Origin of the sequence: Pseudomonas californiensis (assembly GCF_021147775.1) — a bacterium.
GTDB lineage: Bacteria > Pseudomonadota > Gammaproteobacteria > Pseudomonadales > Pseudomonadaceae > Aquipseudomonas > Aquipseudomonas californiensis.
In genome coordinates, this window is sequence record NZ_JAGTPK010000001.1 from 325,659 (window position 1) to 342,689 (window position 17,031).

Annotated in this window: 19 protein-coding genes; 3 read left to right on the plus strand and 16 right to left on the minus strand. The window is 59.3% G+C overall.

Features of this window, described 5'->3' with window-relative positions:
- Position 1: 1 nt before the first annotated feature.
- The 6 genes from KDX37_RS01540 to ubiE form a co-directional block, all read right to left on the minus strand.
- Positions 2–277: a twin-arginine translocase TatA/TatE family subunit gene (locus tag KDX37_RS01540; protein ID WP_231650870.1), complete on the minus strand. Its 276-nt coding sequence runs from the start codon at positions 275–277 to the stop codon at positions 2–4.
- Positions 278–318: 41 nt separating this feature from the next.
- Positions 319–651, minus strand: coding sequence for a phosphoribosyl-ATP diphosphatase (locus tag KDX37_RS01545; protein WP_096767103.1), 333 nt, complete (start codon positions 649–651; stop codon positions 319–321).
- A 2-nt stretch (positions 652–653) separates the two neighbouring features.
- A complete protein-coding gene (hisI, locus tag KDX37_RS01550; RefSeq protein ID WP_003414224.1) occupies positions 654–1,046 on the minus strand; it encodes a phosphoribosyl-AMP cyclohydrolase in 393 nt (130 codons plus the stop codon).
- 67 nt (positions 1,047–1,113) lie between these two features.
- On the minus strand, positions 1,114–2,733 hold the full coding sequence (gene ubiB / locus KDX37_RS01555) for a ubiquinone biosynthesis regulatory protein kinase UbiB (protein ID WP_231650872.1): 1,620 nt from the start codon (positions 2,731–2,733) through the stop codon (positions 1,114–1,116).
- Positions 2,730–3,353, minus strand: a complete 624-nt coding sequence (locus KDX37_RS01560) for a ubiquinone biosynthesis accessory factor UbiJ (RefSeq protein WP_231650873.1) — start codon at positions 3,351–3,353, stop codon at positions 2,730–2,732. Before KDX37_RS01560 ends, ubiB begins: the two co-directional genes overlap by 4 nt.
- A complete protein-coding gene (gene ubiE / locus KDX37_RS01565; RefSeq protein ID WP_231650874.1) occupies positions 3,353–4,123 on the minus strand; it encodes a bifunctional demethylmenaquinone methyltransferase/2-methoxy-6-polyprenyl-1,4-benzoquinol methylase UbiE in 771 nt (256 codons plus the stop codon). The genes KDX37_RS01560 and ubiE overlap by 1 nt, the downstream gene beginning before the upstream one ends.
- A 144-nt stretch (positions 4,124–4,267) precedes the next feature.
- On the opposite strand from ubiE, the gene KDX37_RS01570 reads away from it, so the two are divergent.
- The 3 genes from KDX37_RS01570 (at position 4,268) to KDX37_RS01580 (ending at position 5,990) form a co-directional block, all read left to right on the plus strand.
- A complete protein-coding gene (locus KDX37_RS01570) occupies positions 4,268–4,546 on the plus strand; it encodes a polyhydroxyalkanoic acid system family protein (protein WP_231650875.1) in 279 nt (92 codons plus the stop codon).
- Positions 4,547–4,699: 153 nt separating this feature from the next.
- Positions 4,700–5,173 carry a phasin family protein gene (locus KDX37_RS01575; RefSeq protein WP_231650876.1) on the plus strand — a complete coding sequence of 158 codons (474 nt, stop codon included), beginning with the start codon at positions 4,700–4,702 and terminating at the stop codon, positions 5,171–5,173.
- Positions 5,174–5,183: 10 nt separating this feature from the next.
- Positions 5,184–5,990, plus strand: coding sequence for a phasin family protein (locus KDX37_RS01580; RefSeq protein ID WP_231650877.1), 807 nt, complete (start codon positions 5,184–5,186; stop codon positions 5,988–5,990).
- 78 nt (positions 5,991–6,068) lie between these two features.
- Here the strand turns inward: KDX37_RS01580 and KDX37_RS01585 are convergent, their stop codons facing one another.
- The 10 genes from KDX37_RS01585 to KDX37_RS01630 form a co-directional block, all read right to left on the minus strand.
- Complete coding sequence (locus KDX37_RS01585; RefSeq protein ID WP_231650879.1) at positions 6,069–6,683, minus strand: TetR/AcrR family transcriptional regulator; 615 nt, start codon at positions 6,681–6,683, stop codon at positions 6,069–6,071.
- Between the two features lie 123 nt (positions 6,684–6,806).
- Positions 6,807–8,492, minus strand: coding sequence for a class II poly(R)-hydroxyalkanoic acid synthase (gene phaC, locus KDX37_RS01590; protein ID WP_231650881.1), 1,686 nt, complete (start codon positions 8,490–8,492; stop codon positions 6,807–6,809).
- Positions 8,493–8,656: 164 nt separating this feature from the next.
- Positions 8,657–9,514 (minus strand): poly(3-hydroxyalkanoate) depolymerase, encoded by an 858-nt coding sequence (gene phaZ / locus KDX37_RS01595; protein ID WP_231650883.1) that lies wholly within the window; start codon positions 9,512–9,514, stop codon positions 8,657–8,659.
- A 153-nt stretch (positions 9,515–9,667) separates the two neighbouring features.
- Positions 9,668–11,347, minus strand: coding sequence for a class II poly(R)-hydroxyalkanoic acid synthase (gene phaC / locus KDX37_RS01600; protein WP_231650884.1), 1,680 nt, complete (start codon positions 11,345–11,347; stop codon positions 9,668–9,670).
- A gap of 465 nt (positions 11,348–11,812) precedes the next feature.
- On the minus strand, positions 11,813–12,190 hold the full coding sequence (locus tag KDX37_RS01605) for a gamma-butyrobetaine hydroxylase-like domain-containing protein (protein WP_231650885.1): 378 nt from the start codon (positions 12,188–12,190) through the stop codon (positions 11,813–11,815).
- A 62-nt stretch (positions 12,191–12,252) separates the two neighbouring features.
- Entirely contained in the window at positions 12,253–13,590 is a 1,338-nt protein-coding gene (gene hslU, locus KDX37_RS01610; protein WP_231650886.1) for an HslU--HslV peptidase ATPase subunit, read from the minus strand.
- A gap of 65 nt (positions 13,591–13,655) precedes the next feature.
- A complete protein-coding gene (gene hslV / locus KDX37_RS01615; protein WP_231650887.1) occupies positions 13,656–14,186 on the minus strand; it encodes an ATP-dependent protease subunit HslV in 531 nt (176 codons plus the stop codon).
- 220 nt (positions 14,187–14,406) lie between these two features.
- On the minus strand, positions 14,407–15,102 hold the full coding sequence (locus KDX37_RS01620) for an SPOR domain-containing protein (RefSeq protein ID WP_231650888.1): 696 nt from the start codon (positions 15,100–15,102) through the stop codon (positions 14,407–14,409).
- 1 nt (position 15,103) lies between these two features.
- On the minus strand, positions 15,104–16,840 hold the full coding sequence (argS, locus tag KDX37_RS01625) for an arginine--tRNA ligase (protein WP_231650889.1): 1,737 nt from the start codon (positions 16,838–16,840) through the stop codon (positions 15,104–15,106).
- A complete protein-coding gene (locus tag KDX37_RS01630; RefSeq protein ID WP_231650890.1) occupies positions 16,837–17,010 on the minus strand; it encodes a hypothetical protein in 174 nt (57 codons plus the stop codon). The genes argS and KDX37_RS01630 overlap by 4 nt, the downstream gene beginning before the upstream one ends.
- Positions 17,011–17,031: the final 21 nt, after the last annotated feature.

Consider the following 17,031-nt stretch of genomic DNA (forward strand, 5'->3'; position numbering starts at 1 on the left):
CTTAAACCTGGTCTTTGCGGATCGGCTCTTCGACTTTATGCGCCTGCCCGTCGATGGTATGCGGCTGATTCAAAGGCGAACCTGGAGGAGCAGTCTGGGCCTGCTGAGGTTGAGGCGCGGGCTGCTCGGCCGGTTTTTCATCGTCGTTCATGGCTTTACGGAAGCCCTTGATCGACTCGCCGACATCACTGCCCAGGCCTTTGAGTTTCTTGGTGCCGAACACCAGTACTACGACAACCAGGATGACGATCCAGTGTTTCCAGTCAAAAATACCCATGAAGCGGTCCTCGTAAAAGATTTCAAGCTCGAAAGGGGATATCAGTCAGCTGTGCGGGCGGCTTTCTCGGCATGACCGGACAGCCCGAACCGGCGATCCAGTTCATCAAGCACGGCTTGTGGATGCTGACCCAGTGCCGCGAGCATTACCATGCTGTGGAACCAGAGGTCAGCCGTTTCGTAAATGACATCGCTGCAATCGCCACTGATGGCGGCGTCCTTGGCAGCAATGATCGTTTCCACCGACTCTTCGCCGAGCTTTTCCAGAATCTTGTTCAAACCCTTGTGATACAGGCTGGCGACATAAGAACTGTCAGCAGCGGCATCCTTGCGCGATTCCAGCACCTCGGCCAGGCGGGACAGCGTATCAGTCATGTTCAGTGGCCTGCGTGGTAAATGGCATCAGGATCTTTCAAGACCGGGTCTACGGTCTTCCAGCCTGAATTTTCATACACTCGGTAGAAGCAACTTTCGCGGCCGGTGTGGCACGCGATGCCGCCGATCTGCTCGACCATCAGGATAATGACGTCGGCATCACAGTCGAGGCGCAGTTCATGCAGCTTTTGCACATGACCTGATTCTTCACCTTTGCGCCAGAGTTTGCCACGCGAACGCGACCAATAGATTGCACGATTCTCGGAAGCCGTCAGGCTCAGGGCCTCGCGGTTCATCCAGGCCATCATCAGTACGCGTCCAGTCTTGTGGTCCTGAGCGATTGCAGGTACCAGACCGTCGCTGTTCCAGTGAATCTCGTCCAGCCAGTCTTTCATAGTTACTCCGGCAGCCAGGCTTCAGGCCCGGCGGATTGAACAGTGTGCCAGTGCCATGCGCTGCTGGCTATCGGCGAACGATCAGATACAGACCGGAAATCAGCATGATTGCCGACGGCCAGGCCGTAAGGATCAGCAGCGGCTCGCCGGTGGCATTCAGCGCCAAAGCCTGGACAGCGCCGCCGACCAGCAAGGCCGCGCCTATCAGGCGCAGAGCCCAGCCATCGCTGCGTTCGCGCCATGGCGGCGGTGGCTCATTGGCGTGCGGACGGGACATGCGCTCGAGCAGATCACGCGTCATGCCTGCAATGTGCGGCAGCTGCTCGACCTGGGATTGCAGATTGCCCAGCAGGGTTTTCGGGCTGACGCGCTCACGCATCCAGCGCTCCAGGTACGGCTGGGCAGTGCTCCACAAATCCAGGTCCGGGTACAGCTGACGGCCGAGCCCTTCGATATTGAGCAGGGTTTTCTGCAGCAGAACCAGTTGCGGCTGCACTTCCATGTTGAAGCGGCGCGCGGTCTGGAACAGGCGCATCAGCACCTGGCCGAAGGAAATGTCCTTGAGCGGTTTTTCGAAGATCGGCTCGCACACCGTACGGATCGCGGCTTCGAACTCATTGAGTTTGGTTTCGGCAGGTACCCAGCCCGAATCGATGTGCAGCTGCGCAACTCGACGGTAATCGCGTTTGAAAAAAGCAAAGAGGTTACGCGCCAGGTAATCCTGATCTTCAGGTGTCAGGCTGCCAACAATTCCGCAGTCGATGGCGATGTACTGGGGGCTCCACGGGTTTACGGTGCTGACGAAAATATTGCCGGGGTGCATGTCGGCGTGGAAAAAACTGTCGCGAAAGATCTGCGTGAAGAAGATTTCCACGCCACGCTCAGCCAGCAGTTTCATGTCGGTACGCTGATCGGCCAGCGTCGCCAGGTCGGTGACCTGAACGCCGTAGATACGCTCCATTACCAGTACCTTGGGGCGGCACCAGTCCCAGTACACCTGCGGCACGTAGAGCAGGTCCGAGCCCTCGAAGTTACGGCGCAGCTGGCTGGAGTTCGCCGCCTCGCGCAGCAGGTCCAGCTCGTCGTAGATGGTCTTTTCGTAATCCAGAACCACCTGCACCGGGTGCAACAGGCGTGCGTCCGCAGACACCCGCTCAGCGGTGCGGGCGAGAATGAACAGCCATGCCAGGTCCTGACCGATGATCGGTTTCAGGCCGGGGCGAACCACTTTGACCACCACCTCTTCGCCGGTTTTCAGCCGCGCAGCGTGAACCTGTGCCACTGACGCCGAGGCCAGGGGTGTTTCGTCGAAGCGGCTGAACACGTCACAGATTCGTGCGCCCAGCTGTTCTTCGATGAGCTTGATCGCCAGCTTCTGATCGAAGGGCGGTACGCGGTCCTGCAGCAGCATCAATTCGTCGGCGATGTCCTCGGGCAGCAAGTCGCGTCGGGTCGACAGCAGTTGCCCGAACTTGATGAAAATCGGCCCAAGGTCCTGAAGCGCCAGGCGGAAGCGTTCGCCGCGGCTCAGCTCAGCCTTGCTGCGCGGCAGCCAGCGCCAGGGCAGCACGAAGCGCACGGCCAGCAGCCACCACGGCAAAGGCAGGGCGAACAACAGGTCATCAAGGCGGTAGCGGATAACGACACGTTGAATGCGAAACAGACGGCGGACGGCAAGCAGCTTCATGCGTTATCGCTGGTATTGAGGGAGTGGGCAAGGCGTGCAAAGCGCGCCTCGAGGCGTTCAAGATCGAGTTTGATCTGATCGAGTTCGGCAAAACGGGCTTCTGCTTCATGTTTGCCCACCAGCGTACGCGATTCTTCACTCAGGAAGTCGGCAGCGTTCTGGCTGATGCTCGCGACACTGTCACGGGTCCAGCGCGCACTGTTTCGCAGATGGCCGGTGAGCAAAGGGCTGGCAACCGGTCCGAGCCAGCGGGACAGCTCGTATTCCCAGTCCAGCTCGAGATCCTGAAGAATGCCGAACAGTTCCAGCAGCACGCCGCTGTTGCCATCCAGCTCGACGTCCGGGCCGTGCAGGATCGCGGTCTTGTCCTTGCTCAGTGCCAGACGCAACAGACTGGATGCTGGTGCCCGCAGTGTGCAGTCGGCATCAGCGGCCCAGTCGGCAGCCAGTAACAAGCCTTCATCGCTGGGCAGGATAAAGATTTTCAGGGACGGATCGCGGCAGTCGATCTTGATCACGTGGCCTGACAGCGAAGCCAGACGCGGCAATGCAGTGCTGTCCAGGCGCAACACGCGATTGATACCGTGCTCGACGCTGGCGAGCAGCCCCCGAAGCAGCATCAGGGTTTGATACCGCGGTGCAGAGCCACAATCCCGGACGTCATGTTGTGATAGGTCACGCGGTCGAAACCGGCCTCTACCATCATTGACTTCAGCGTTTCCTGATTGGGGTGCATGCGGATCGACTCGGCCAGATAGCGGTAGCTTTCCGAATCGTTGGTCACCAGCTTGCCCATCAACGGCATGAAGGCGAACGAGTAGGCGTCGTAAGCCTTGGTCATGAACGTATTGGTCGGTTTGGAGAACTCCAGCACCAACAGGCGACCGCCGGGCTTGAGCACGCGCAGCATGGAGCGCAGAGCGTCTTCCTTGTGCGTCACGTTGCGCAGGCCGAAAGCGATGGTCACGCAATCGAAATGGTTGTCAGGGAAGGGCAGCTTTTCAGCGTCCGCCTGGACGAATTCCACGTTGCCCGAGACACCCAGGTCCAGCAGGCGGTCGCGACCGACCTTGAGCATGGACTCGTTGATGTCGGCCAACACCACCTGGCCGGTAGGACCGACCAGATTGGAGAACTTGCGCGCCAGGTCGCCCGTACCGCCGGCGATGTCCAGCACACGGTTACCGGTGCGCACGCCTGACAGCTCGATGGTGAACCGCTTCCACAGCCGGTGCATGCCGCCGGACAGCAGGTCGTTCATCAAGTCGTATTTGGCCGCTACCGAGTGGAAAACCTCAGCGACTTTCTCAGCCTTCTGGCTTTCCGGTACGTTCTTGTAACCGAAGTGAGTAGTAGGTTCGGCATCGTTGCCTTTGCGCTGATCGTTCATATCGCTTCACCGGAATAGAGTGCGGGCCATTCTAATCGCCAAGGCTGGCTTTGTCTTGACAAGGCTCACTGCCAACGCTTTCTTGGATGCAGGCGGGTGTATATAGTTGCGCCGCAATTCATCCGATGATCAAGGAACTCTCCAATGGCGAAGATAACCGTTGAACGCCCACACTCCCTGGGCCGGGAAGAGGCGCGCGAGAGAGCAGAGCAACTCGTGCAGAAACTGGCCGACAAGTATGGCCTGGCGCATGAGTGGGCGGGCGATACCGTCAAGCTGGAAGGCAAGGGCGCCAAGGGCAAGGTTGAAGTCGAAGAGGCGCTGATCCGAATCAATATCGACCTGAACTTCATCCTGTCGACCATGAGCGGCTCGATCAAGTCCGAAGTCGAGCGCGTGCTGGACAAGGCACTGGCGGCCTGACCATTTTCTGACTCCCGCCTGTTCTCCTGTCTGCCCCAGCCTTGGCGGGCGACGTTTTTCTTGACCCTAGGGTGAGCTTTCTAATTTTTCTCCGTAGCTTGAGCCCATGCCCCAGGAGGGCGGTTCCTTCAACTTTCGAGCATGAGGTGCACCATGGCCAGAGTCACTACGAAGATCAACATCGAAGAGCAACAGGCTTCTACCTTTTCCGAAGTCAGACTGTATGCCCGCAAAATCTGGCTGGCTGGCCTGGGCGCCTATTCCAGGGTCAACGAGGAAGGCACTCAGTACGTCAAGGATCTGATAAAGACCGGCGAGCAGACCGAGAACCAGGCCCGCAAGGCCATCGACGAAAAGCTTGAAGCCGCCAATAGCGAAATCGATTCGCTCAAGGGCGAAGTTTCGGGCGCCAAGGGCCGCGTTGAAGCGCAACTTGACCGAATCGAAGGTGCTTTTGACCGTCGCGTCGCAAAAGCCTTGAACCGTATCGGTATCCCATCTAAACATGATGTTGACACGCTCTCTGCTAAGCTCGATGAGCTGACGGCATTGCTTGAACGTGTCGGGCCTAAAACGTTCGAACGCTCCGAGACCAAACGGCTCGAGCGTTCCGAGTCTGGACAATAAGGAGAGCAGGATGGCTGGCAAGAAAAAAATCGATAAAGACGGCAGTTCCTGGATTGGCGAAGTCGAGAAATACTCTCGCCAAATCTGGCTGGCTGGTTTGGGCGCGTATTCCAAGATAAGCAATGACGGCAACAAGCTGTTCGAGACACTGGTGAAAGACGGCGAAAAGGCCGAGAAGCAGACCAAGGCCGAAGCGCAAAAGCAGATCGACGAAGTCAAGGACACTGCCAAGGCGGGCAAGTCGCGCGTAGGCGATGTGAAAGACCTCGCCATTGGCAAATGGAATGAACTGGAAGGCGCTTTCGACAAGCGCTTGAACAGTGCCATTTCGCGCCTGGGTGTGCCGAGCCGTAACGAAGTCCAGGCGTTGCATGCCAAGGTCGACCAACTGACCCAGCACATCGAGCGCTTGACCGGCGAGAAGACCAGGCCCGTGCCTCCGCGTCCAGTGGCGGCCAAACCTGCTCCAAAGACAGCGGCCAAACCGCTCGTCAAGGCAGCGGCCAAGCCGGTCGCCAAAGCGGCTGACAAGGTAGCGGACAAAACCGCAGCGGCCAAACCAGCGGTCAAGAAAGCGGCTGCCAAGCCGGTTGCTGCAGCCAACAAGGCTGCTACAACGACCGCCAGCAAGGCCAAGGCCGTAGCCAAGCCGACTGCAACGAAAGCAGCGGCACCGAAAGCAGCAGCGCCTAAAAAGCCTGCGGCGAAAAAACCGGTAGCCAAACCAGCGGTAGCCGCGGCCCCGGCAGCCAGTTCGGCGCCAGCACCGGCCCCGACCTCCACTCCGGTGTCTGAAGCACCTGCCAGCCAGTCCTGATACTGGCTGCAATCAGAAGCCCGGCCTGCCCAGCACGCCGGGCTTTTTTGTCGCCGCGCCAATGCGCTCCTTGGCGACTTACCGGCTCAGGTACTGCATCGCCATCTGTTCGGAGGCCTGCCGCGTGGTCGGCAAGAGGTGCGGGGTGACCAGCATCATGATCTGGTAGACCACCACACGGACGTCACCTTCGCGGCCCAGAATTCGTTGGTAATCCAGTGAAAACAACAGGGTCATGGTGATCTGCTCCACCAGTTGCCCCAGGGCCTGGGTTTCGCTGACCAGTTGCCCCTGTGATTTCAGGCGGGCCAACAGAGAAGCCAGGGTTCGCTTGAGCGCGTTGAGCAGGTTGCGTATTCCGCGAGCCAGCTTGGGCAGGCGTCCTGCCAGATTGGAAAGGTCCTGAAACAGGAACCGGTAATGCGACAGGCGCTCGACAATCAAGTGCAGAAACAGCCAGTAGTCTTCGGCTTCGAGCCTTGCATCGGGCGGTGGGTCGAGCAGGGGCGTCAGTTCGGTCTGAAAACGCTCGAACAGGCCCAGTATCAGAGGCTCCTTGCCATGGAAGTGGTAATAGAGGTTGCCAGGGCTGATGCCCATTTCATTGGCGATTTCCAGAGTCGAGACATTGGGCTCGCCCTGCTGATTGAACAGTGTCAGCGCACATTCGAGGATACGGTCGCGGGTCTTCATCCGGTCTACTTGTTTGAGGTTCAGAAGTTCGGCGTCTGTAAGCGTGAGGCAAGGCCGCCTGCGAGTGGCTGCTGCCTTTTCTGCCCCTGTGAACTGTCGTGCTGCGACGTCAACGCCTGAGTATCAACGCACATGGACATACGTACCCGGCGCTGCCTCCATCGGCGGAAAGCTCGTGTTGCCCAGCTCGGTTCGGGTTTCGCGCTCTGCTCCGGAGTGCTCCTGGAGCCATTTCAACCAGGTTGGCCACCAGCTGCCGTCCTGATGCTGCGCATCGTAATACCAGGCCCGCGGATCGCTGCTGAGCTTGCCGTTCTCTACATAGTTGGCCTTGGGGTTGCCCGGCGGATTAAGGATGCTTTGCACGTGGCCGCTGTTGGACAGCACAAAGCGTCGCTCGCCGCCCAGCAGCAGCGTTGATCGGTACACCGCGTCCCACGGCGTGATGTGGTCGTTGATGCCGGCGATGCTGAAGCTGTCCACATTGACTTTCTGCAGGTCGATGGCCGTACCACATACCTCCAGCCCGCCCGGATGGGTGAGTGGGTTGTGCTTGAAGAAGTCCAGCAGGTCGCCATGCAAGGCGGCGGGCAGGCGTGTGGTGTCATTGTTCCAGTACAGGATGTCGAATGGCGGAGGCGCTTTGCCCAGCAGGTAGTTATTGATCCAGTAAGTCCAGATCAGATCATTGGGACGCATCCATGAAAACACCCGGTTCATTTCACTGCCTTCCAGCACGCCGCGCTGATACGAGCGGCGCTTGGCCGCTTCCAGCGCTTCCTCATCCACGAACAGCGTGGCAGGGCTTTCGATCTGGCTGTCCAGCAGGCTGACCATGTAAGTTGCGCTGGCCACCCGACGCAGCTGACGCTTGGTTTGCAAATGACCGAGCAAGGCGGCGATGGTCAGGCCGCCTGCGCAGGCACCCACCAGATTGACCTCGCGGGCGCCGGTAATGGCGCGGCACACGTTCATGGCCTGTTCGGCCGCCTCGACGTAGCTGGAAAGCCCCCATTCCCGATGTCGCACGTCCGGGTTGCGCCAACTGATGACGAACGTCTGCAGACCATTCTTGAGCGCGTATTGAACAAAGCTGTTGGTGGGGCTCAGGTCGAAGATGTAGTACTTGTTGATTTGCGGCGGGACGATCAGCATGGGCCGGTTGAACTGCTTTTCGCTCATCGGTTTGTATTGGATCAGCTCGAACATCTCGTTGCGAAACACCACCGCGCCAGGGGTTGCGGCAACGGTTTTACCTATTTCGAAGGCGTTGCGCGTGGTCTGGCTGGGCAGCCCGTTGTTGTGCAGCAGATCGTCGGCCATGTGGCTCAGGCCCTTGATCAGGCTGGAGCCACCCGAGTTGAAGAGTTCTTTCAGGGCCAGCGGATTGAGCAGGCTGTTGGACGGAGACAGGGCGTCGTTGATCAGCGTGAACAGGAAATGCGCTCTGGCGCGATCATCTGCGCAAAGGTCGCTTTCATCGATCCAGTGTTTGACCTGGTGTTGCCAGCTCAGATAAACCTGCAGCCCTCTGCGATAAACCGGGTTGAGGCTCCAGGTCGGGTCTGCGAAGCGCGTATCTCGCGGGTTGGGAGAGTGGGGCGTTTCGCCCAGCAACACCACGCGGCCCACCTGAGTGCCCAGCGCCAGGGCGTGGCGTGCACTGCGAAGAGGGTGTCGCCAGCCTTGGGCGGCAACGTTGCGCAATGTGGAAAGCAGATCCCGTCCGCGCAGACCGGTCATCGCGCTTTGCGCGTTGATGAAAGCGGCCGATGTCATTTCGGCCACCTTCGCTGGTTTTTCTTGCATGAGGCGAACACTCCTTCGTCAAGCCATCAACCCATGGGCTGGCGCATGCCTCCGTTCTGGCGGCCTGCGTCGTTCTGCGCGGTTCGACACTCCTGTCTCTGGCGCAGTCGGTGAAGCGGTTTTATTCTCGAAGCGCCCAGTACCTGCGACCGTGAAGGACGGATTCAACGCGTTCTGGGTGGTGTGGGTTGGGGGTGCATGACGGCGCGTTGTCGCTCCTGTTGCAGAAACCCCATGATGATCGGAGCCACAGCTTCGGCTCGGGTAATCAGGAACAAATGCCCGTCATCGATTATGTGTAGCTGGGCATTGGGTATCCGCCAAGCCAGCAGACGCATATTTACCAGCGGAATCAGCGGATCGTCATCACCTGCCAGCACAAGAGTCGGCTGATGAATCTTGTGCAGCCAGTGAATGCTGGTCCACCCCATGCCCGCGAACAGCTGCCAGTAATAGCCCATCTTGCCGGACGAGCGGACTTTGGCCGCATGGTTGGCAGCCAGATTGGGGTCGCGCCGGAACGCTCCGCCGTAGATCTCAGGGGCGATACGGATCACGTGGGACGGCTGAATATAGCGACGTGGGCTTGCCATCAGCCACAGCACCCGAGGCTTGCCCGGCACCATGGCCATGCCTGCGGCGGTTGCCGCCAGGACCAGCTTCTTGCAGCGCTCGGGATAGTCGTGCGCAAACTGCTGGGCCAGCGCGCCACCCCATGACACGCCGATCGCATTGACCTGCCCGTAGTCCAGATAGTCGAGCATGCGCGCCGCCAGCTTGGCGAGGCCCGGAAAGCGATACGGACGTTTTGGCGTGGATGAGCCGCCGACCCCGGGCACATCAAAAGCAATCACCTCGAGGTCCGGGTCCAGCGCCTCCACGAACGGAAACACCAGCTCCAGATTGGCGCCGATGCCATTGAAAATCAGCAGCGGCGTCAAATGGCTCTTGCCCGGCCGCACCGCAGTACGGATGGTATGACCGTCCAGGTCGATGGAGCGAAATACAAACGGTTGAGGCATACGCAAAGCCCTGTTGGTTGAACCGCTGGGAAAGCTGTCCTGCTTTTACCTGGTCGACCGAGGCGTTGCCTCTTGCTTACGACTGTCGTTATGCCTGACGGTTGCTGCCGTCCATCCCTTCAGGCCGGCAGCGCCTTCACCTGTGTCGCGCGTCTAGCGTTCGTGGACATAGGTCCCCGGCGAAGCCTCACCGGCCGGGAACGCCTTGTTGCCCAACGTCGTGGCGGCTTTCTTGAGCTTGCCGGACCGCTCGGTCTGCCAGACCTGCCAATGCAGCCACCACGAGTCGGTGTGCTTGGTGCCGTTGTCCTGCCATACGGCCGGATCGGCGGGTAGTTCGCTGTTGGTCATGTAGCGTGACTTGGGGTTGCCGGGCGGGTTCAGAATGCTCTGGATATGGCCACTGCTGGACAGCACGAACTCGGTTTTGCCTCCAAACAGCCGCGCAGACTTGTAGCACGAGGCCCACGGTGTGATGTGGTCGTTGGTGCCCGCCAGACAGAATACGTCGGCCGTCACCTGTTTCAGGTCAATCGGCGTCCCGCAGACTTCCAGTGCATTGGGACGTGTCAGCGGGTTGTTCTTGAACATCTCGATCAAATCACCGTGGAACGCAGCGGGCAGGCGCGTGGTGTCGTTGTTCCAGAACAGAATGTCGAACACGGGCGGCTCGTTGCCGAGCAGGTAGTTGTTGACCCAGTAATTCCAGATCAGGTCATTGGGACGCATCCAGGCGAATACTTTCGCCATGTCACGACCCTCCAGCACACCCGCCTGATAGGAATGACGCTTGGCGGTTTCCAGCGTCTGCTCGTCCACGAACAGGGCCACGTCGGTGTCCAGCGTGGTATCGAGCACGCTGACCAGCAGGGTCATGGCGTGGACCTTCTTCTCGCCAAGGGCTGCGTAGTGGCCGAGCAATGCCGTACAGGTGATACCGCCCGAGCAGGCGCCCAGCATGTTGATGTCCTTGCTGCCGGTGATGGCGAGCACGACATCGACCGCTTCCTTGAGCGCGTCGATGTAGGTCGAAAGCCCCCATTCGCGCTGCGCCTTGGTCGGGTTGCGCCAACTGATGATGAAGGTCTGTACGTTGCTGCGCAGACAGAAGCGCGCGAGGCTTTTTTCAGGGCTGAGGTCGAAGATGTAGAACTTGTTGATCTGCGGCGGGATCACCAGAAGCGGGCGCTCATGGACCTGCTCGGTGATCGGCTTGTACTGGATCAGCTCCAGTACGCTATTGCGAAACACTACTGAGCCTTCGGTGGTGCCCAGGCTCTTGCCCACCTCAAAGGCGTCCATGTTGACCTGGCTCGGCATCCCGCCGTTATGCACCATGTCCTTGGCCAGGTGGGACAGGCCGTCCAGCAGGCTTTTGCCGCCGGTTTCAAAGAAGCGCTTCACGGCAGCAGGGTTGGCCGCCGAGTTGGTCGGCGACATGGCTTCGGTCATCAGGTTGATCACAAAGTGAGCACGGCTGATGTCTTGTGGCGTGAGGTCGCTGCCGCCAATCCAGTCGTGCAACTCTTTGCGCCAGGCCAGATAGGTCTGCAGGTAACGTCGGTAAAGCGGGTTCTGGCTCCACGCCGGATCGGAAAAGCGTCGATCATCCGGCGTCGGCTGCAAGGCCGATTTGCCAAAAACCACCTTCCTGAGTTCGCTGCTCAAATGAGCGACGTGCTTGAGGCTGTGAATGGGTTGCTTGATTGCCTGGCGCATGACCATACGGGCTGTGGTCAATAGATCCTTGCGCCGCAAACCCACCACCGGATTGAGATTCAAGGTGTGTTCAGAGGCCTGGCGCTGCAGGTCATCGTCTTTCGTGTTACTCATCTACGACGCTCCATTGTCCTGAGACGAGTACTGACACTTCTTCCCTGTGTTACAGCGGCACAGGCGAATAGACAGTACTACTGCTCGTGTGACCTAAGATGGCTTGGCGGTAAATCCCCGTATTCCTGCAAACTACCGCGTGTGCGCCTCAACGGCTGCGCTTCATGCGACCACTGCCGTGTGTACCACTGTGTGCATCCATCAGATGCAGGGAACTTGCTCAAGCCATTGGTTACGCGAGATTTCAAAAAATCGCAAGCAGCGTCATTCATTGACCGCTGCGCGGAACATTGAAACAAAATCGATTAGAAAGCGCGTCCTAAAACGGCAGGCGGCGTGCCAGAGCGGTTGGTGGCCGTTCGGGGGCAACGGAAAGAGGAAATCTGGCCGAACGCAGGTGTTGGTTTTTACGATGCGGTCAGTCGAGATTGGTGCGGTTTTGGCGAGAATCGGTTCTGGCGAGAATCAGAGCATCAGCTTGATGATCTGCTCGGAAGGGTCGCGTGATTTGCCTGCGTTCTTCAGCTCCTGCAGATAGTCTTCCCACAGCGATTCCTGACGCTTGCCCAGTTCATGCAGGTAATCCCAGGTGAACAATCCGCTGTCATGGCCGTCATCGAACGCCAGCTTCAGCGCGTACTGCCCGGCCGGTTCAACCTTGGTCAGACCAACCCCCAGTTTGCCAAATTGCAGGATAGGCCGGCCGTGGCCCTGCACTTCGGCAGATGGCGAATGTACCCGCAAAAACTCCGCTGGCAGATGATATTCCTCGTCAGGCGAGTACTTCAGGGTCAGAGTCTTTGACGCTTTGTGCAGCTGGATGGCAACAGGAATACGGTGCATGAGAGGCGGTCTCGAACCATGGGCTGCAAGGGGTTTGCCCTTTGCAGCCCAGGTCTTGCGGCTTAAAGAATGTAACGCGACAGGTCTTCGTCGTTCGCCAGTTCGCCCAGGTGGCTATTGACGTACTCGGCGTTGATTTCGATTGGCGCGGCGTCCGGGCTGGTTGCCAGATCGCCTGCACTGAACGAGACCTCTTCAAGCAGACGCTCAAGCAGGGTATGCAGACGACGAGCACCGATGTTCTCGGTCTTCTCGTTCACTTGCCAGGCGATCTCGGCCAGGCGCTTGATACCGTCAGGCTTGAACTCGATGTTGAGGCCTTCGGTCTTGAGCAGTTCGCGGTATTGCTCGGTCAGAGAGGCATGTGGCTCGCTGAGGATGCGCTCGAAGTCCTGCGGCGACAAGGCCTTGAGCTCGACACGGATCGGCAGACGGCCCTGCAACTCAGGCACCAGATCACTCGGCTTGCTCAGATGGAACGCACCGGATGCGATAAACAGGATGTGGTCGGTCTTGACCATGCCCAGTTTGGTATTGACGGTGCAGCCTTCGATCAGTGGCAGCAAGTCGCGCTGAACACCTTCACGAGACACATCTACGCCACCGGAGTTGCCACGCTTGGCCACTTTGTCGATTTCGTCGATGAACACAATGCCATGCTGCTCGACCGCTTCCAGTGCCTTGGCTTTCAGCTCTTCTTCGTTGACCAGTCGACCGGCTTCTTCTTCGCGCACCAGCTTGAGCGCTTCCTTGACCTTGAGCTTGCGGCTCTTCTTCTTGCCCTTGCCCATATTGGCAAACAGGCTTTGCAGCTGGTTGGTCATCTCTTCCATGCCGGGTGGCGCAGAAATATCGACACCAACGGTCTCGTTGATCTCGATTTCGATTTCCTTGTCGTCCAGTTGGCCTTCGCGCAGGCGCTTGCGGAACAACTGACGGGTATTGGAATCGTTGTTCTGCACCGGGTCTTCGTTGAAGCCGACACGCGCAGGTGGCAACAGCGCGTCGAGGATGCGATCTTCGGCAGCATCTTCGGCGCGGTGACGTACCTTGATGATTTCCTGTTCACGCAGCAGCTTGATCGCCGCATCGGCCAAGTCACGAATGATCGACTCTACGTCGCGGCCTACATAGCCCACTTCGGTAAACTTGGTTGCTTCAACCTTGATGAACGGCGCATTGGCGAGTTTGGCCAGACGACGAGCGATTTCGGTTTTACCGACACCGGTCGGGCCGATCATCAGAATGTTCTTGGGGGTTACTTCAACACGCAGCTCTTCGGGCAGCTGCATGCGGCGCCAGCGATTGCGCAAGGCAATGGCAACAGCGCGCTTGGCATCGTCCTGGCCGATGATATGGCGGTTGAGTTCATGGACGATTTCGCGGGGAGTCATGGACATAATGATTGACGGTCCTCTGGCACGATGAAGTCGGCGCGGCCGCAGCGTGTGCGGCCAGTCAGGACTTACTCGGCGAGGTCCTGCTCCTCAATGGTGATGTTGTGGTTGGTGAACACGCAAATATCGCCGGCTATGTGCAGGGCAGTTTCAGAAATTTCGCGTGCCGACAGATCGGTCTTGAGCAACAGGGCGCGTGCTGCAGCCTGGGCGAACGCACCGCCAGACCCCATCGCGATCAAACCGTCTTCCGGTTCGACGACGTCGCCATTGCCAGTAATGATCAGCGAGGCATCCTTGTTGGCAACCGCGAGCATGGCTTCCAGGCGGCTCAGCGAACGGTCGGTGCGCCAGTCCTTGGCCAGTTCGACGGCGGCGCGCACCAGATGGCCCTGGTGTTTTTCCAGCTGGGCTTCAAAACGCTCGAACAGCGTGAATGCGTCGGCGGTGGCACCTGCGAACCCGGCGATCACTTCACCGTGATACAGGCGGCGCACTTTTTTCGCGTTACCTTTCATGACGGTGTTGCCCAGGGAAACCTGGCCGTCGCCAGCCATGACGACTTTGCCGTGACGGCGGACTGAAACGATGGTGGTCAAGGGGAGAGTCTCCACGCAGCGGGGCGAAAATGCCCTGATGCAGACTCATATGGGGGTGGGTGAAGGTATTTCAACCTTGGCGGCAAATGAGCGCCGCCCGGCTGATTATTGCGTCAGGTGCCAGACATTGAATGTCTGGCACCTGTACGGGCCACTTCGTCAGCAAGCTGAACGCCGCCCGTCCAACGCCCGCGGGCGACTCAGGCAGCTGGCTGCGCCTTTATCGGCTCTGACGCTGCTGCAACAACAAGTTACTAAATCCGCCGCCGGCCAATTGTTTCTGTGCAGTCGTCAGTTGTTCACGGTTGCTGAACGGGCCGACCAGTACGCGGTACCAGGTTTCGTCCTTCACTGTGCCCGATTCCACTGTTGAGGTCTGGCCCAGCAGGATGATCTGCGCACGCACTTTCTCGGCATCAGCCTGTTTGCGGAACGAGCCCGCCTGCAGGAAGAACGTGGTCACTGCGGCCGGTTTGGTGGTCGCGACAGGCGGCGCTGGCGGAGGCGTCAGGCCGCTGAGTGCGGCTTGAGCGCGCGCCGTGTCGATCTTCGCCGCTTGCTCTGGCGAAACCGGCGCAATCGGAGCCACTGGCGGCGGCGTCTTCTCAGGCACGGCTTCGTTCGGCACGATCACTTCAGATTCAGGCAGCAGTGTGTAGAAGTCGTACTTGGGTTTGACGGGCGCGGTCGGGCTCGGCGGCGTCTTGTTCGCCTCGGCGATTTTAGCCGCCTTGGCTTCAGCCTTGACCCGCTTGACGTCTTCACCGCCGGGTTCGAGCTTCATCAGAAAGACGACGAACGCGCCCACGGTGAGGCCAATCGCCAGCCACAACCAGCCTGGAATCGGCTTCTTCGCGGGGGCCTGGTAACGGCTGGCGCCGCGCTTGGGAGCCGGTTTCTTCTTCGCAACTGCCAACTTACATACGCTCCAGAGTTTCCAGACCCAACAAATCCAGGCCTTGCTTGAGGGTGCGACCGGTCAATGCTGCCAGACGCAGGCGGCTTTGTTGCTGATCAGGGTTTTCGGCACCGAGGATCGGGCAGTTTTCGTAGAAGCTGGAAAACAAGCCCGCAAGGTCGTACAGGTAAGCACACAGCACGTGTGGCGTGCCTTTTTCGGCCACGTTATTCAGTGTCTCGGTGAACTGCGCCAGACGCGCAGCCAGTTCCTGCTCCTGAGGCGCGTCGAGCACGATCTGACCCTTGCTGGCATCGAAGGGCGTGCCCAGCTTGCGGAACACGCCGGAAACGCGCGTGTAGGCATACAGCAGGTACGGCGCGGTGTTGCCTTCGAAACTCAGCATCTGATCGAAGTTGAAGCTGTAGTCACTGGTGCGATGCTTGGACAGGTCCGCATATTTCACGGCACTGATACCCACAGCCTTGGCGATGGCTCGCAGTTCGGCTTCAGCGGTGTCCGGGTTCTTTTCCTTGACCAGCGTATAGGCGCGCTCTTCGGCTTCGTCGAGCAGGTCGATCAGCTTGACGGTGCCGCCATCGCGGGTCTTGAACGGACGACCGTCGGCACCGTTCATGGTGCCGAAGCCCATGTGTTCGAGTTGCATGCCGTCATGGACGAAACCGGCGCGGCGTGCCACTTCAAACACCTGCTGGAAGTGCAGGGCCTGACGCTGGTCGACGAAATACAGCACGCGATCAGCCTTGAGCACTTTGCTGCGGTAGCGGATAGCGGCCAGATCGGTCGTGGCGTACAGATAACCGCCACCAGCCTTTTGCACGATAACCGGCAGCGGGGTGTCTTCGGCAGTGCGGAATTCTTCGAGGAAGACACATTGCGCACCGTTGCTTTCAACCAGCAGCCCGGTGGCCTTCAGGTCATTGACGACATTGGCCAGGTCATCGTTATAGGCGCTTTCGCCCATCACGTCGGCGGGCGTCAGATTGACGTTGAGGCGTTCGTAGGTCTTCTGGCAATGCGACAGCGAAATCTCGTTGAAGCGCTTCCACAGCGTCAGGCATTCGGCATCGCCAGCCTGCAACTTGACCACCAGACCGCGAGCGCGCTCGGCGAACTCCTCGGATTCGTCGAAGCGTTGCTTGGCGGCGCGGTAGAAGTTCTCCAGGTCAGACAGCTCATCGCTGGTCGCCGGTTTTTCCTGCAGATAAGCCAGCAGCATGCCGAACTGGGTGCCCCAGTCGCCTACGTGGTTCTGGCGGATGACGGTGTCGCCGAGAAACGACAGCACATTGGCAACGCCATCGCCGATGATCGTCGAGCGCAAGTGGCCGACGTGCATTTCCTTCGCCAGGTTGGGTGCCGACAGGTCGACGACCACACGCTGGGCCGAGCCTGCCTTGCGGACCGACAGTTGAGGGTCGGCCAGGGCTGCGTCCAGACGCGAAGCCAGTGCCTGGGTGTTCTGGAAGAAATTCAGAAAACCGGGGCCCGCGATCTCGACCTTGCTCACTTGTTCGTCGGCAGGCAGCGCAGCGATCAGCTTTTCAGCCAGATCACGCGGTTTCATCCCGGCAGGCTTGGCCAGCATCATCGCAATATTGCTGGCGAAGTCGCCGTGGGTCTTGTCGCGTGCGTTTTCCACCTGGATCGCCGGCGTCAGCCCTTCTGGCAAGACGCCCTCGGTGACGAGGCGGGTCAGGGCTTGTTGGATCAGCTGGCGAATAGTGTCTTTCATGAGGCTCTCTTCGACCGCAAGCGCGGTGGCGCTTCGATGCGCGGGTGGAAAAACTCCGCATTATCCGTTGCCGAAGCCAGCTTGCCAACTGTGTTGGCGGCTTGTGGATCACGCAGGCGCCTGACTGTCCGGGCACGATTGACGGCTATCAGGTTGTGTGCGGCGATCATGGTGTCGCCTGACGAGGTCTG